The organism is Eisenbergiella tayi (assembly GCF_001881565.1).
Classification (GTDB): Bacteria; Bacillota; Clostridia; order Lachnospirales; family Lachnospiraceae; genus Eisenbergiella; species Eisenbergiella tayi.
Genome location: NZ_MPDJ01000002.1, coordinates 198974 through 214290, shown reverse-complemented (window position 1 = coordinate 214290; position 15317 = coordinate 198974). Strand labels below are relative to the sequence as shown.

At 44.9% G+C, this 15317-nt stretch carries 13 protein-coding genes; all 13 read left to right on the top strand.

Annotated elements, in window-relative coordinates; all coding sequences use genetic code 11:
* Positions 1–107 precede the first annotated feature (107 nt).
* The 13 genes from BLA28_RS09515 to BLA28_RS09455 all read left to right on the top strand — a co-directional run bounded on the left by BLA28_RS09515 (position 108) and on the right by BLA28_RS09455 (position 15315).
* Entirely contained in the window at positions 108–950 is an 843-nt protein-coding gene (locus BLA28_RS09515) for a tyrosine-type recombinase/integrase (RefSeq protein ID WP_044967334.1), read from the top strand.
* A gap of 405 nt (positions 951–1355) precedes the next feature.
* On the top strand, positions 1356–2432 hold the full coding sequence (locus BLA28_RS09510) for a GHMP family kinase ATP-binding protein (RefSeq protein ID WP_069152708.1): 1077 nt from the start codon (positions 1356–1358) through the stop codon (positions 2430–2432).
* A 40-nt stretch (positions 2433–2472) separates the two neighbouring features.
* Positions 2473–4065: an AMP-binding protein gene (locus tag BLA28_RS09505; protein WP_071699079.1), complete on the top strand. Its 1593-nt coding sequence runs from the start codon at positions 2473–2475 to the stop codon at positions 4063–4065.
* Positions 4049–4258, top strand: a complete 210-nt coding sequence (locus tag BLA28_RS09500) for a DivIVA domain-containing protein (protein ID WP_009255518.1) — start codon at positions 4049–4051, stop codon at positions 4256–4258. The genes BLA28_RS09505 and BLA28_RS09500 overlap by 17 nt, the downstream gene beginning before the upstream one ends.
* A gap of 24 nt (positions 4259–4282) precedes the next feature.
* The gene (locus BLA28_RS09495) at positions 4283–5599 is read left to right on the top strand and encodes an HAD-IIIA family hydrolase (RefSeq protein WP_069156860.1); all 1317 of its coding nucleotides are present in this window, start codon (positions 4283–4285) and stop codon (positions 5597–5599) included.
* A gap of 19 nt (positions 5600–5618) precedes the next feature.
* Positions 5619–6380 carry a WecB/TagA/CpsF family glycosyltransferase gene (locus BLA28_RS09490; RefSeq protein WP_069157350.1) on the top strand — a complete coding sequence of 254 codons (762 nt, stop codon included), beginning with the start codon at positions 5619–5621 and terminating at the stop codon, positions 6378–6380.
* Positions 6377–7483, top strand: a complete 1107-nt coding sequence (locus BLA28_RS09485) for a glycosyltransferase family 4 protein (protein ID WP_069156861.1) — start codon at positions 6377–6379, stop codon at positions 7481–7483. Before BLA28_RS09490 ends, BLA28_RS09485 begins: the two co-directional genes overlap by 4 nt.
* Before the next feature lie 17 nt (positions 7484–7500).
* On the top strand, positions 7501–8355 hold the full coding sequence (locus tag BLA28_RS09480; RefSeq protein WP_141702904.1) for a metallophosphoesterase: 855 nt from the start codon (positions 7501–7503) through the stop codon (positions 8353–8355).
* A gap of 19 nt (positions 8356–8374) precedes the next feature.
* Positions 8375–9757: a YveK family protein gene (locus BLA28_RS09475; RefSeq protein WP_069156862.1), complete on the top strand. Its 1383-nt coding sequence runs from the start codon at positions 8375–8377 to the stop codon at positions 9755–9757.
* 51 nt (positions 9758–9808) lie between these two features.
* Entirely contained in the window at positions 9809–11818 is a 2010-nt protein-coding gene (locus BLA28_RS09470; protein ID WP_069156863.1) for a diguanylate cyclase domain-containing protein, read from the top strand.
* Positions 11819–11834: 16 nt separating this feature from the next.
* Positions 11835–13097, top strand: a complete 1263-nt coding sequence (locus BLA28_RS09465; RefSeq protein ID WP_069156864.1) for a hypothetical protein — start codon at positions 11835–11837, stop codon at positions 13095–13097.
* Positions 13085–14221, top strand: coding sequence for a glycosyltransferase (locus tag BLA28_RS09460; protein WP_069156865.1), 1137 nt, complete (start codon positions 13085–13087; stop codon positions 14219–14221). The genes BLA28_RS09465 and BLA28_RS09460 overlap by 13 nt, the downstream gene beginning before the upstream one ends.
* Positions 14218–15315, top strand: coding sequence for an SGNH/GDSL hydrolase family protein (locus BLA28_RS09455; protein ID WP_069156866.1), 1098 nt, complete (start codon positions 14218–14220; stop codon positions 15313–15315). Before BLA28_RS09460 ends, BLA28_RS09455 begins: the two co-directional genes overlap by 4 nt.
* Positions 15316–15317 lie beyond the last annotated feature (2 nt).

Genomic DNA, 15317 nt, shown 5'->3' with positions numbered 1-15317 from the left:
CCGGAATAACCGATGATAAGGAAGAATCATTTTACAGAAGAAGGACTTAATATCAAATGCATGTTAATCGTATAATACTTTTTATTATAAATTACAGGAGGTTTCTAATGGACATGGAAATAACAAAGCAGGATTACTTGAAAAGATATAAAGAGGAACTGTTAATTAACGAAAAATCAAAGGCTACGATAGAGAAATATGTAAGTGAGGTAAAATTGCTTCTGGATTTTCTGGAGAACCATGAACGAAGCAAAGCTTCCATTCTCGAATACCGGGAAGCGTTAAGAAAAAATTATCAGGCCCGGACGGTTAACGGGAAGCTTGCGGCTGTTCATTCTTTTCTTCAATTTATTGACAAATCGGAATGGAAGGTAAAATTCCTGAAAATACAAAGAAGGGCTTTTGCGGAGGAATCCCGGGAACTGACGGAAAAAGAATACAGGAAGCTGCTTGAGACAGCTAAGAGCAAAAAGGAAAACAGACTTTATTACCTGATGCTGACCTTGGGCGGAACCGGAATCCGGATCAGCGAGCTTCAGTATATAACACTTGAGGCGGTGAAAAGGGGAAAAGCAGAAATCGATATGAAAGGAAAATGCCGTATTATTTTGATACCGAAGGGATTAAAAGAAAAATTATTATCCTATGCATCCCAGGCGGGGATTCAGAACGGATATCTTTTCAAAAGCAGAAACGGAAAGCCTCTTAACAGGAGCAATATATGGCGCGAGCTGAAAAGGCTTTGTGAGGATGCACTTGTTAATCCGAATAAAGTGTTTCCTCACAATTTCAGACATTTGTTTGCGAAATGCTACTATGCGATAGAAAAAGATATTGCACATCTTGCAGATATCCTGGGACATTCTTCGGTAGAGACTACCCGCTGTTATATTGCGGTGAGCCTTAAGGAGCATGAAGAGACGCTTACAAAACTCCAGCTGATTATATAAAAAAACAACAGAATTATGGTTCTGTTGTAGATAATACAATATAAATGCTTACATAGTAATCGGACAAAAACATTATATCCGATTAGTTTCTCTTTTTCAACAAAATAATACCAAAGCAGCAAAAAATCAAATAAGATTGTGAAAGAGAATTGAAATAATTGCACAAAACTCAATAAGCCTGTTAATGCCTAACATTAACAGGCTGAGGTTTTACGCTATTTTTAACCGGAAAATAGGATATTTATTTATCCATATAGAAAAGAGAGAAAACTTTTACTACAGAACCATAATTCTGTAGTAAAAGTTTTTTTTGCATACAGAAGGATATCGGTATCAATGTAAAACGAAAGCGGATATACAGATTATGAGGCGGTTTCAGGAAAAAACAGAGGGATGAGATAGGATATGATAATAACAAAAACACCGTTCAGAATGTCTTTTTTTGGAGGAGGAACAGATTTTTCGGAATTTTTCAAGGAATATGGCGGCTCCGTATTATCAACAACATTTGACAAATATTGCTATGTGACAGTCAGACATCTGCCTCGTTTTTTTGAATATACATCTGAAATCTGCTACTCACAGATTGAAAGAGTCAATTTTATCAGTGAGGTTCAGCATCCGATGATTCGGGAAGCCATGAGAGAGCTGGATATCCACGAAATCCGGCTGACCTATGAAGCGGATTTGCCGAAACACTCTGGTTTGGGAACGAGCAGTTCTTTTGCGGTGGGGATGCTGAATGCATTCCATCTGATTAAGGGACAGTACCGGGATAAAAAAGCTTTGGCCGATGAGGCCATTTACCTGGAAAGGGGATTATGCAAAGAGGTAGGGGGCCTTCAGGATCAGATTGCCTCATCCTTTGGCGGACTGAATAAAATAACCTTTGATTCCACAGGGTACCGTGTGGATCCGGTGATTGTATATCCTATCAGAAAAAGGAAGCTGAATTCGAACCTTATGCTGTTTTTCACCGGTTTTGCCAGATTTTCCTTTGATATACAGGTATCAACAAGGAAATGTCTGAAGGACAAAATACAGGATTTGCTTGAAATGAAAAGCCTGACGGAAGAAGCTGAGAAAATTCTGGTAAATCCGGAACGTGACCTAAATGATTTCGGCCGTCTGCTGGACTATAGCTGGAAACTGAAAAGAAGCCTTAATAAGGATATATCAACAGAAAAAATTGATGAGATATATGAGAAGGCAAAAAAAGCCGGTGCGCTCGGCGGCAAGGTGCTGGGTGCTGGGGGCGGCGGATTTATATTGTTTTACGCGGAGCTCGATAAGCAGGCGGCGGTCCGCTATGCACTGAATGATTTGCTTTATGTGCCTTTCCGTTTTGAAGAACAGGGGGCAAGCGTTATTTATTATGTACCGGAAACCTATGTGCCTCAGGGAGAAAAAAGGGTGATTGAGGATGATGTCTGGTACGACGATTACAGCAACAAATGGGAAAAGGCGGAGATACATCATTAAGCCGGGGATATTTATACAGATATAGGAAAAGAGAAAACAGATGGAACTGAGGAAAATTACAATCGGACAATTATTGAAGGAACGGGTGCGGCTGACTCCGGATGCTGCCTGTATCGGAGACAGCCATAAAAGCTGCAGCTGGAAAGAAACGGCTGATTCCGCGGAAAAGCTGGCTCTGCTTTATCTGCAGCTGGGCCTGAAAAAAGGGGATCATGCGGCTGTTTGGGGAGTCAACAGCACAGATTGGGTGATTACGTATCTGGCACTGGCAAGGCTTGGAGTGATCAGTGTTCTTGTGAATATTTCCCTTACGATCAGTGAGCTGGAAGTGCTGGTAAGGGAAAATGATATTAAATATATTATTTACAGTGACGGAAAAAATGGCTCTCTCTTTCCTTTGCTTCAGAAAATGGAAAGAGATAAAACGCCCTGCCTGAAACAGATCATCTCTATGACAGAGATGGTGCATAAGGCGGAAACAGCGGATGCAAAAGACAGGGGAATGCTGCGAAGGGCGGAAGAGACATTGTCCTGTGATGATGTGATCAGTATTTTATTTACTTCCGGTACATCCGGCAGGGCGAAAGGGGTAATGCTGACACATTATAATCTGGTGAATAATGCCGCAGGCATGGTGGAACGGATGCATTGGAGCGGAAGTGATGTCATGTGCACTGCAGTGCCCTTATTTCATTGCTTCGGTGTTACGGTGGGAATCCTGGGGGCCATATGCAGCGGGGCCTCATTGAGGCTGCTTCCCTGCTTCAGCAGTACGGAGGCACTGGAGGTAATTGAGAAATACCGCTGTACCGTATTTAATGGAGTTCCAACTTTTTATCTTGCATTAATCCATAATAAGCATTTCTCTCAATATGATATCAGTTCATTGCAAAGCGGTTTGATGGCAGGTTCTCCGATTATACCCTCTGAGTATTACAGAATATATGAAAAAACGAAGATACCTCATCTGCAGACGGCATTCGGACAGACAGAATCCTCTCCGGCTGTGACGATATCCCGATGGGACGACCCAATCGAAACAAAGGCGGGCACTTCGGGAACCCTCATGGAGCATGTGGAGGTGAGGATATGGAGAAAAGAGGAAAACCGGGCCGCGTCGGCAGGAGAAGAGGGAGAAATCCAGACCAGAGGATATCTTGTGATGAAGGGGTATTACAGGAAAGACGAGGAAACCGCGCAGGTCATTGATGAGGACGGATGGCTGCATACACAGGACTGGGGATATCTGGATGAAGGAGGATATCTTCATGTGACGGGAAGGATAAAGGATATCATACTGCGCGGAGGGGAAAATATTGCTCCGGCAGAAATAGAAAATGTGATTGTCCAGATGCCTGAGGTAAAAGAAGTAAAAGTGGTGGGGATAAAGGCGCAGGTCCTTCAGGAAGAGGTGGCCGCATGCGTTATATGGGAAAATGACAGACAATGTTCCCTGGAGCAGGTACAGGATTATGTGAGAAAATATCTTGCCGATTTTAAAGTTCCTGCATATTTGTATACATTTGAAGAATTTCCGGTAAATGCCAGCGGGAAAGTAGTGATGGAACAATTGAAAAGCGCGATAAGCGAAAGGGAAAAGAAGGTAGTGAAGGCAGATGGAAAATTGGAGTAACGGATTGGAGGCATTGCGCACCTCGGTTTTCGGCGGTTATAAGAAAGAAGATGTTCTGGAGTATATCGATTTTCTGCTCAGTGAAATGGAAATCCTGAAGAAGGAAAAATCAGAACTGGAAGAGCAAATCAAACAGCTGAAAGGTGCGCAGGAAGAGGAAAAGGAAGACCGGGAGGTTAAGGGCAGGGAATAGCTGCAGGAAGGAGAAAAATCCGGAATGAAGGCGGTTATCATGGCAGGCGGCCGGGGAAAAAGAATAGCTTCTCTGGACAGCAGTATACCCAAGCCGATGTTCAGGCTCTGCGGTAAACCAATCTTGGAATATCAGCTGCAGTGGCTGAAAAAACAGGAAATCGATGAAGTGATACTCGTTACGGGGTATTTGGGGCACGTGATCAGAGAATATTTTGGTGACGGTACCGGAGCGGCGCCGGCAGGAGGAAGGAATATCGGTATTCCGCTGAAATATATAAATGAAGAAAGCCCGTTAGGCACGGCAGGGGCGCTTTATTATCTGAAGGATACGATGAAGGAAGATTTTCTCCTTATCAATGGAGATATCATTTTTGATATCGATTTAGAGCGTTTTTATAAGGCACATCAGACCTTTGGAGGGTTAGCAACCATTTTAACACACCCCAATGACCATCCGTTTGACAGCGGGATAATAGAAGCGGATGAAAAGGGGCTTGTCAGGGAATGGCTGCATAAAGAGGACAAGAGAAAATGGTATGGAAACAGAGTGAATGCAGGCATACATATCCTATCGCCCGGATTGTTTTTGCACGCGGAGAGAAGAGGTCTTTTCAAACAGCCTCAAAGGGTGGATCTGGACAGAGAGATACTCCGGCCATTAATTGAAGACAGACAGCTGTACGCATATATGTCGCCGGAATATGTAAAGGATATGGGAACCCCGGAACGATACCGGATGGTGGAAAGGGATCTTTTGAAGGGCAAGGTGGAAAAACGGAATCTTTCCCGCAGGCAGAAAGCCGTATTTCTTGACAGAGACGGCACGATGAATGAATACCGGGGATATATACGGACACCGGAAGCTTTGGTGCTTCTTCCCGGTACGGGGAAGGCGGTTAAGAGACTGAATGAGAGTGGATATCTTGTCATTGTCGTGACGAATCAGCCGGTTATTGCCAGAGGGGAGCTTACGGAGGAACAGCTTCGGGAGATACACGACAGGATGGAAACTCTTTTGGGAGAACAGGGGGCGTATGTGGATGATATTTTCTATTGTCCGCATCACCCGGACGGAGGATTTCCCGGGGAGGTTGCATCCCTGAAAATTCCATGCAGCTGCAGAAAACCGGAACCGGGCATGCTTTTGAAGGCAGCGGATAAATTCAATATTGATTTGAAGAATTCCTGGATGGCAGGGGACAGTGAAAGGGATATGAGGGCCGGGAAAGCGGCCGGCTGTCATACGGCCGGAGTGGGAGGACTGCAAAACGCCGATTTCACCTGCGGCAGCCTGGCGGAGTTTGTTGATTTTTTATTGGGAAGGGAAGAAGGAGATTAAACCGGAAAAGAGGACAGGCATGAGAGAAGAAACGAAGATAAAAATGCTCGATATCCGTTTTAATGCTGTAAAACAGGAACAGCTCCTTGAGGAGGTATTCCGTAATATAGAAGAAAAAAAGAGGACCAGCATTATGTTCGTAAATGTGGATGTGGCTATAAAAGCGGAGAAAGACGAACTTTTGAAACAGGCTTTGAATGAGTCGGAAATGGTTCTGGCAGATGGCATGCCGATTATCTGGATTTCGAAGCTGTTTAAAACACCTCTTCCGGAAAAAATTTCAGGTTCCGATTTTGTCCCCGAGCTTTGCCGGATGGCGGCACAGAAAGGAAAAAAGCTTTTTCTGGCCGGCGGGGGAGAGGGCGTGGCAGAAAGGGCAGCGGAAAATCTGTTGATGAAATATCCGGGAATTCAGATTTCCGGCTGGTACTCGCCTCCTTATGGCTTTGAAAACCAGCCGGAGGAAATAGAAAAAATGAATGCTGCCATTCATAGTGCCGGACCGGATATCGTTATTGTCTGTCTGGGATGCCCGAAGCAGGAAAGGTATGTGTACGAAAACCGGGATACATATAAGGCGGGCATTTCCATATGTGCAGGGGCGACAATTGATTTCCTGGCAGGAAATGTTAAGCGGTGCCCGGCCTGGATGAGCAGATACGGACTGGAGTGGTTTTTCCGTTTCCTTCAGGAACCCAAGAGGCTGTTCAAAAGATACTTTATAGATGATATTCAAATTTTGAGGATGGTGCTGAAATACAGGCCGGGGAAATCACAATGAAAAAAAGCGGGGAGAAAAGCAGGCTTTGTATACTGATGTGCTGCTCGGACATCAATACCTTTAAAGGCGGCATGGTAACCGTGGTTAAAAATTATCTGGAGTCCCGGGAATGGAAGAGCGTGGATTTTATTTTTGTGGCGACTCACAAAGAAGGCTCCGGTATCGCCAAGGCTGTTTATTTCCTGACTGCATATCTGCGTATTATGAAGCTGCTTCTGTCCCATAAAGTCGATATGGCACATTTACATATGGCTGAGAGAGGAAGCTTTTACCGCAAGGCAATGGTGGAAAGACTGTGCCACAGATTCCATATCCCGGTAATCCTCCATCATCACAGCGCGGAATTTGAAGCTTTTTATCATACGCTTTCGGCGGGAAGAAGAAAATGGGTGAAAAAGGCGCTGGAGGAAGCGGAGCTGAATCTGGTATTGAGTTCCCTTCTGGCAGAAAAATACAGGGAAAAAGCGCCCGGGGCCAAAATAGAGGTACTGTATAACGCGGTTAATGTACCGGAGGAAAATCCTTATACAGGAAATGCTTCAGACATCATTCTTTTAGGAAAGCTGGGACAGAGGAAGGGAACCTACGATTTCCTTCAGGCGCTGAAAGCGGCAGATGACAAGATCCCCCAAAAGACGAAATGCTATCTTTGCGGAGACGGTGAAACAGCAGGCGCGGCCTCATTTGCAGAAGAACTGGGAATCCGGCACCGGATTGCGTATATCGGCTGGGCGGAAGCTGAAAAGAAAGCGGAGTTTTTAGGAAGGGCGGCCATACATGTCCTGCCGTCATATGGGGAGGGACTGCCGATGAGCATATTGGAGACAATGGCCAGAGGGATACCGAATATCAGTACGGATATCGCTTCTATTCCTGAGGTGATAGAGAACGGTAAAAACGGTTTTCTTATTCAGCCGGGTGATAAGGATTCGCTGGCGGAAAGGATGATTTCCCTTTTGAATGATCCGTTGCAGCGGGAAGAATTCAGCAAGAATGGTTTTTCTGTCATACAGGATAAATTTACGCTTCAAAAAAATATAAGAACACTGGAGGCATACTATTGGAGGATTTGGAGAGAAAAGGTTTCCGAAGCGAGGCGGTAAGAAAAGAGATACTCCGATTGAAAAAGAGGAGAAAACGCAGAAGAATCCGCATCATGCTTATTCTGGGGATAATTGTGGTTCTGTGTTCTGCAGTGATTCTGAAATCCGATTTCATTGATAACAAACAAATCGAACTGACATATTACCAGCTCAGCTCGGATCAAATCAATTCTCCTCTAAGGCTGGTTATCATGGCGGATCTTCACAGCGGAACGTTCGGGGAAAAGAATGAGCGGCTGAAAACGCAGCTTCAGGAACTGGAACCGGATCTTATTTTAATGGCGGGAGATATGATAAACGACACGGATTCAGATGTATCCGGGATTGTTGATTTGTGCGGTTATCTGGTAAAGATCGCGCCGGTTTATTACATATTGGGGAATCATGAAGGGAATCTGATGTATACAGGGAAAAAGGTGCCTCTGGATAAATATCTGTATGAAGCAGGCGTCCATTTCATGTATACAAATTATGAAACAATTACGGTGAATGGCAATGTCCTTAAAATTGGGGCAATGGCGGCAAATGCGGAAACCTATAATGAGGAAGATGCGCAGTTTGAGGCGGAATTCGAAGAAGGAAAGGAATACAAAATTCTCATGGCTCATTATCCGGACCTTTTTACAGAAAGACTGCAGTCCGCAAAGGTGGATTTGGGAGTGGCGGGGCATTATCACGGGGGCCTCATCAGAATACCCGGTATCGGAGGTCTGTTTCATTGGGATACGGGATTTTTCCCTGAGTATGCAGGAGGGCTGTATCCATGGGGAGAAGGGAACCTGATTGTGACCAGAGGGCTGGGCAATCATGGGCTGATACCGAGAATCAATAATAAACCGGAGTTGGTTGTTGTGGATATCAGTCCGAGATAAGAAGGGATGGAAGAGAATTATGAAAATAAGTAAGCTGCTTGATTATGTAATGATTGGGATTCCGCTTTTGCTTTCTTTGTTATGCCTGACAGGAATACTGGCACAGGGGAAAAAGAATATTGTGGATACCCTGAAGACAGGGATGAGGCATTTCAAACGCCGTTTCTGGATAATCATACTTGCCGGGGTAATCTATATTGCTTTCTTTGTCCTGTCGCTGGAAATCACAAGAATGACGGAGGCCACTATACGAATCGGCCTGAATTATCCGTCCTCCTCCAGTGGCTTAAATCCTAATAATACCAAGTTCAGCGTTTCGGAGATACTGGATGACGATGTGCTGGAGGCAGCTATTGTGAAGGGCGGTTTTTCCGGTGTGACCGCAGAGGAACTGAAGGGCTGCCTGCTTGTAACACCTGTAGATGACGGAGAAACAATTTCTATTGACCAGTATTATATTTCTACGGAATATAATCTGGAATATGCGGCTTCCTGGAAAACAAGAAGCCTGGATCCGGAAAAGGTAGTCAATTCCGTGGCTGAATGTTATTATGAGAAATTTATTCAGATGTACTCCAGAAAAACCAACATACTGGAAATGGATTTCAGTGATACGGATAATACTGATTATCTCGATATGGCAGATATTATTGATGCAAAGGCTGACAGTGTCCAGACTTATGCGGTGATGCTGCAGGCGGAAAGCCGGAGCTTCCAGTCTGAAGAGACAGGGGAAACATTTACCTCTCTGGAGAAAAAAATCAACAGCTTCAGGGATGTCCAGATAGAAAGATACCGGGCGTTTGTCCTGGAAAACGGACTGGTCAGGGACAGGACACAGTACATATCCAAACTGAATTATATCAACCGGATAAGCAATATTTATTACATGAAGCATCTTACCGCCTATCAGGTAAGGCTGGAAGCGATAGATAAATATGAAAGGGATATGGCCTCTATTGTTTTGGTGCCCACAGAGGATGAAAACAGAGAATTCTACATGTCCCGGACACAGATCGGAGTGGATTATTTTGCAAGGGAAGCGGAAGAACGGCTGTCTCAGGCGACGAAGGAACAGCTGGGGATTGCCACAAATAATTATACGATAACACAGATGCTGAACAGCACCGCTGAGGATGCGAAATACCGGCAGGCCGAAGAAATGCTGTCCGGTCTGGAAAATGAACTCACTTATTATGCACAGCTTATGAAAACGACGCTTCTGGAATATGATAAAAAAACATCGGGGGATTATCTGAGTCTGGTGTATGTAAACAGCCGGGATTTGAAGTTCACAGACCGGTTCCAGGTGAAAAAGGGTGCGGTGTATACGGCGATATTTTTAGTATTTTCCGTACTGCTGATGTTTGTACTTCCCGTACGGGAAAAAAGAAGAAAATAGCCGGGAAACAAAAGCCATTGTTATGGAATGGAGAAGAAGAGGAGAGCAGATATGCAGTCGTTTAATGTTCTTAGATATATTAAAAAATATCAAATCTTTATTGTGGCGGTTTCCCTGCTGGCAGGAGGTGTTTTTTATCTGATAATGCTGAATAAACAGCATTATACCGCAACCGCTGTCATCAGATACACCAATGAACGTGCCGAAGAAGGGCTGGCTCCGGACGGAAGCGATATTGACATCACGGAAATCTACTCCGAAGAGGTTATGTCAAAGGTTTTTGAGCAGATGGGCATGGAGTACAGCGAATTTAATCTGGATGAATTCCGTTCCAGGGTAGTTGTGGAGGAAGTGGTCACACCGGAAATGGAAGCCGTACAGGAAGCAAAAAATGAGGTAGGTGAGGTTGTGGAGGAAAAGCCTACGGAATTCAGCGTCTCCTTTTATGCCACACGAAAGGACAGCCGTGAGCCGGAAGAGTTTTCAAGGCAGGTCCTGGATCATATGCTTGATGCCTATATCGGTTTATACGGGGCACGCCATATCAACGGCGAGGTATCCTCCAATAACATTTCAAAGCTGGATGAGAGAGATTATGACTATCTGGAAATGATTGAAATTATTGATGATTCCGTACAGGGTACGCTGGAGAATCTTTTGAATAAGGCAAACAATAATTATTATTACCGTTCCTCGGACAGCGGATATTCCTTTGCAGACCTGTATCATGAGTTTGATTCCCTGAGTAAGATAGATATAAATAATATTTACGCTTACATATTAAATAACAGAGTGACGAAGGACAAAGAAAAGCTGCTGAATAAGTACAGAAACCGGATTGCCGATTTTTTCAGGAAGAACGGCACTACGGAGGATGAAATAAAAGGAATTCAGGAGATCATCGATTCCTACGTAAATATGATGCGTGAATCGGGAAATACGGACATCAGCTCAGATTATATCCTTGATAATGTACATGAGGGGTATGTGCAGGATGAAAACAATACGGAGCAATGGAATCCTGCAGACAGGAGGACCAGTTATGATACTTTGATGAAGGATTATGTCCGGGACAGAGAGAGCTTTGAGGCTGCTTTGATTGATGTGGCCTATTATGAATATATTATTGAAGTGTTTGAAGGGACGGAACAGACAGGAACCGGAGTGGCCGTAAATATTGAGGAGGAAACCGGGATAGCGGCGGAAACGGAGGAAGGAGAGGAAGAAGAGAAAGAAGGCCGGCCGGCTGAAAATACGGAAGCCGCAGAGGATAATCCGGAGGAGGCCGAAGAAGAAAATGCGGAGGCCGAAAATCTTCCCACAGTAAGCAAGGTAAGCGAAAAAGAGGCTCTTGAGCAGATGGATTCGAGAATGACTTCACTCATTGAGAGACTGGATGAATTATATAAGAAATTGTCTGTGACCAACAGTGAGTATAATGAATATGCAGGAGCCGCCAATATCAGCGTGATGACCAATGTGGTAATCGAACAGCAGTATAAGCTGATGCTTTATGCCGCTTTGATCATTGTTATTTTCGCATGTGTTATGAGCGTCCTGGTTATGGTGGTGGGCCGTTTGCTGGATATCTTTGAATATTATATATACAGAGACAATAAATACGAGCTTCCCAACAGGGAGGGATGCGACCATTATATGGCATCCTTCAGAAAGCTTCTGCCGGATTCTTTCAGCTGTATCACCTTTAAGCTTTCCGATATTCAGCAGAAAAATAATAAATTCGGCAGAGACAAAACAGATGAGATGATCAGGGATTTTGCCAATATACTCAAACAGACCTTCAGCTCAAATGACGACTGTTTTCTTGCAGTAAACGGGATCGGGCAATTTGTGGTTTTTGCAAAGGAGACTTCTGAAGAGCAGGCCGAAGCCTATGCAGGAGTTATCAGGAATGCGGTCATGGATTATAACAGGGATGAAGAATGTAAAATAGAGTTTGAATACGGGATAGCAGAAACAAAGAAAACCGGAATTTACCGTATTAAAGTATTGCTTATGAATTCGCTTTATCATATAAAACCTGCAGAAATGACAGAGTAGAGGAAGGGAGCCGGATATGAAAGGAATCGGAAAAGTAATGGTATCGGCTGTCTATCTTATATTGATGACATTGCTGTACTGCTCATTCACCTTTGAAGATGTAGGTGTTATGGTCGGCGGATATCATATTCTTTACTTTTATATTCTGGGAATCGGGATTGTTCTGCTGGCCTGTATCTCCTTTCTTATAAAACCGAATATCGGCAATGGAATACTGGCATTAAAATATACCGGTATCTTATCTGTTCTTTATTTTGTGAGCATCTTTTTCTCTTTGATTGTCTGGCTGCTGGATATGTCGGAACCCGCAGTCATAGTCAGAGGCGTGTTTGTGGCGGTTTACCAGATAATTGCCGTTCTGACAGCCGCTGCAACCCTTTATCTTTTTGGGGAAAAGGGAGTTTTTATGGATTTGGCCGCCATGTCCCTGACCTATGCCATAGCGGCTGTCAGGGCTGTCCTGCAGGGAGGGATAGGCGCATTTGTTGAGGAATTTATCAGGCTGATGGCTACCTTTTCTCTGGAAACGGGCCCTTTGATGACAATAATGGAAAATGTATCGCTCCAGTTTTCGCTGGCCACCTATATTGTGTATTTTGTGGTTTCGGCAAAAGGGAATAAAAAGAAGCATATAGGGGCCATCCTGCTGGCGCTGGTGTTCTCTGTCATAAGCATTAAGAGAATTGTACTCTTGTCGGCAGGCATAGCCTGTGTCTTGGGATGGCTTCTGCGGTGTCTTCCCAGGGAGGCCGGTAAAAAAGCCACTTTGTTTTTGTGCGGGCTATGCGGTATTGGGGCATATGTATATGTTTGGCTGATAGGCAACGGTTTGTTTAACTGGCTGACGGATATGGGAATCAATACCATGGCGAGAGTCTATATGTATGAGGATATGCGGCAGTATTATGAGCTAAACATAACATATATAGGCAGAGGACTTGGTTTTGTCACTAAAATGATTCAGATGGGAGATATAACGACGCGTGTGGGGGTATCTGATATACATAATGATTTTCTCCGGCAATATATTGAACAGGGATTTGCAGGGTTTATGATATGGGCCTTCGGTTTGTTTTTTATCCGGGTGGGTTATTTTATGAAGAGAAATATCGACCATGGGATCATTGTATTCGCCATTATTTTTAACAGCTATATTACCTATCTGACAGATAATACCTATGTCCTTTTTTTCCCGAACATTACGGTCGCGCTTGCTGTTATGGCATATGAATTTGATAAACAGGCTGAAAAGGAGCGTGCTAAATTATGCAGACAATAAAGAGGCGTATTGGTATCTTTATGCATCAGTTTGACGGCGGGGGCGCGGAACGGATGACGGTGATCCTTGCGAATGCGCTGTATGAAGCCGGGCATAAGGTAACCTTTATCGTCCGGAGCGGCAAAGGGGAAAGCCGGTATCTTCTGAGAACGGAGATACCGGTTATTGATATGGACATTGCGGAGCGTTCAAAGCTTGAGAAAAATATAAGAAATATCCGCAGCCTGGCGGGAGTTTTGAAAGGACAGGAATACGACGTACTGTTCTGCGTTACTGCGGAGATGAGCCAGGTTGCTGCCATAGCCGCCTTTTTATGCCGCAAACGGATTCCCCTGGTGGAGGTACTGCACAATACACTGTCAATGGAAACGCATAGTTTTCAGAAAATCCGGGAAAAAGCCATTCCGCTGCTGGACAGGCAGTTCGATCGCGTGATTGCTGTCTCACAGGGAGTTCGTGAGGACTATCTGCGGGTAAGCAATGCCTCCGGCCAAAAGGTGGTTACGGTCTGCAATCCGGTCATTTATCCGCAGATTTATCAGATGGCACGGGAGGATACCGGACATCCCTGGCTGGTGAAGGAAAGAAAATGGCATACGCTTGTGCTCTCAGGGCGTCTGAGCTATCAAAAAAATCACATGTTTATGTTAAGGGTTCTGAGCCGGCTTTGCAGGGATGAGGATTACCGGCTTATTCTTCTGGGAATCGGGGAGCTGGAAGAGGAGCTGAAGAAAGCGTGCGCCGGGCTTGGAATCAGGGATTCTGTGGATTTTTACGGCTATACGAAAAATCCCTATAGTTTTTATGCGGATGCGGATGCGGTAGTGCTCTGTTCCCGATATGAGGGGCTTCCTACCGTGCTGATCGAGGCATTGGCCTGTGGGGCGCGTATCGTCAGTGTGGACTGCCGCTCCGGTCCTGATGAAATCCTTGCCCACGGGAAATATGGAACACTGGTGGAGCCGGGAAAGGAAGAGCTGTTTGCGCAGGCGGTGAGGGAGTCTTTGAGGGAAAAGCCTGACAAGGATGCCCTGCGCAGAAGGGCGCAGGACTTTTCCCTGGAAAGGTCGGCGGATGGTTATCTGAGAATAGTGGAAGAACTGGTGAACGGAGAGAAAATATGAAGAGGCGGAAAAACAAGGCAGCCGCTGCAACAGGGCTGACGGCAGTGATACTTGTGATAATTCTTTTATTTTTCGCAGTTTATTATTATAACAGGGCGCTGTCAGTAAGGGAGGAGGGGCGTGATTTATTATATCAGCTCAGAGAGGAAACCGTATTTCGTTGGTCGGAAGAAGGAATCACGGAATATAAAGAGGAGGGCTGGTCAACATACGTTATCATATGCAGGGATCAGATGGAGCCGTTAAAAAAGATGAGCATCCATTTCACCTGTGAGGAAGAGCATTTGATTATGAGCTGCAAAGAAGACGGAAGCTTTCAGTCCATGTGGAGGCTGGGGAGCGGTAAACATACGATAACAGTGCCCGAAAACGCATATGCCTTATATATTGCCGTACAGAATGACGATATATCCGGCCTGAAGTTGAAAAACACTTGGAAAATGGAGGCGGAGAGTACATATAAAGGAAAGTATTTATCCGTATTGGGGGACAGCATCAGTTCTTACGAAGGATATATTCCCCAGGGCTTTTATCCGGAATACAGAGCCGGTAGCGGCATGGAGGTAAGTTCGATGTGGTGGTACCAGACGGCTTTGAAGCTGGGGATGAATATCTGCGGCATTAACGGCTGCAGCGGCTCGGGAGTGCTTCCGGCGGGTGACGGTACCGGAGGAAATGAAGAAAGATGTGTCAGTCTGCACACGCCTGAGCATACGCCTGATTTAATTCTGGTCCTGTTGGGGGCAAATGATTTATTCAGGGGGTGTTCTCAGGAAGAGTTCAGAGCGGAATATCGGGAAATGCTTGAGAGGATGCAGACGCGGTACCCGGATGCGGAAATTGTGCTGTGCAGCTATTTCCGTCCGTCCAAAGCATCTTTTGAGGTGGACGAGGCCAATGAGCTTATAAAGAGTATTGGCGAAGAATGCGGACTGAGAGTGATCGAACTGAAAAAAAGCGGTATTGAAGAACGGGATCCCGGAGAAGTCTATTACGATTACGATCCGGAGATAGGAACAGGGATGCATCCGAATACAGAGGGACAATTGCTCCTGAGTAATTATGTATGTCAGGAACTGACAGAAAGGAGATAAGA